Below are 1,075 nucleotides of genomic sequence, written 5' to 3' on the forward strand. Positions count from 1 at the left end.
TTGGGCGGCGCTCGACCTGTTCGCGTCGATCCTGCTGCCCTTCGTGATGGCGGCGCTGATCGCCTATTTCCTCGACCCGCCGGCGCGGCACATGGCGCGCGCGGGGCTGCCGCGCGGCCTCGCGGCGCTGCTGCTGATCGTCGCGGTGATCGCCAGCGCGCTGCTGTTCGCGCTGCTGCTGTATCCGCTGATCCTGGCACAGCTCGGCCTGCTGATCGGGCGGGTGCCGACCTATGCGGCGCAGCTGCAATCCTGGGCGCGGGAGCTGATCGCGCATCTGCAGGACCGGCTGGGATCGGAGTTCGTGGACGACAAGCTGCGCGACCTGGTGGGCAGCCAGGCGGGGTCGATGCTGTCCTTCCTCGTCTCCACCCTGACCCGGCTGATCGGCGGCGGCTTCGCGCTGTTCAACGTGCTGACGCTCGCGGTGGTGACGCCGGTGGTGGCGTTCTACCTGCTGCGCGACTGGCCGCGGGTGATTGCGCGCGTCGATAGCTGGCTGCCGCGCCGCTACGCCAGCGTGCTGCGGGCGCAGGCGCGCGAGGTGGACCGCATCCTGTCGGCCTGGATACGCGGACAGGCGCTGTGCTGCGTCATCCTGGCGCTTTACTATGCGGGGGCGCTGTCCTTCGTCGGGCTCGATCTCGGGCTGATCGTCGGCATGTCGGCGGGGCTGCTGTCGTTCATCCCCTATGTCGGCTCGATCACCGGGGGTGTGCTGTCGATCGGGCTGGCGATCGCGCAGTTCCCGGACTGGCGCGGGGTGATCCAGGTCATCGTGGTGCTGGTGCTCGGGCAGGTGCTGGAGGGGTACGTCATCTACCCCCGCTTCCTCGGCGACCGGGTAGAGCTGCCGGCGGTGTGGGTGATCTTCGCCCTGTTCGCGGGCGGGGCGGCGTTCGGCTTCCTCGGCGTCATGCTGGCGGTGCCGGCGGCGGCGACGATCGGCGTGCTGTGCCGGTTCTGGCTGCGCCGCTATCTCGGCAGCCCGCTCTATCTCGATCCGCCGGCCGAGGGGTCCGGCGGCGGCGGGGCGGGCGCGTGACGGCGCGACAGCTGGCGCTGCCGTTCGCCC

1 protein-coding gene is annotated in these 1,075 nt (G+C 71.1%); it reads left to right on the forward strand.

Translation table 11 applies throughout. The features are described from left to right. On the forward strand, positions 1–1,045 hold a 1,045-nt coding region (locus tag B8460_RS18315), incomplete at its 5' end, for an AI-2E family transporter (RefSeq protein ID WP_048863061.1). Between the last annotated feature and the right edge of the window lie 30 nt (positions 1,046–1,075).

This window comes from Acidisphaera rubrifaciens HS-AP3, assembly GCF_000964365.1.
GTDB lineage: Bacteria > Pseudomonadota > Alphaproteobacteria > Acetobacterales > Acetobacteraceae > Acidisphaera > Acidisphaera rubrifaciens.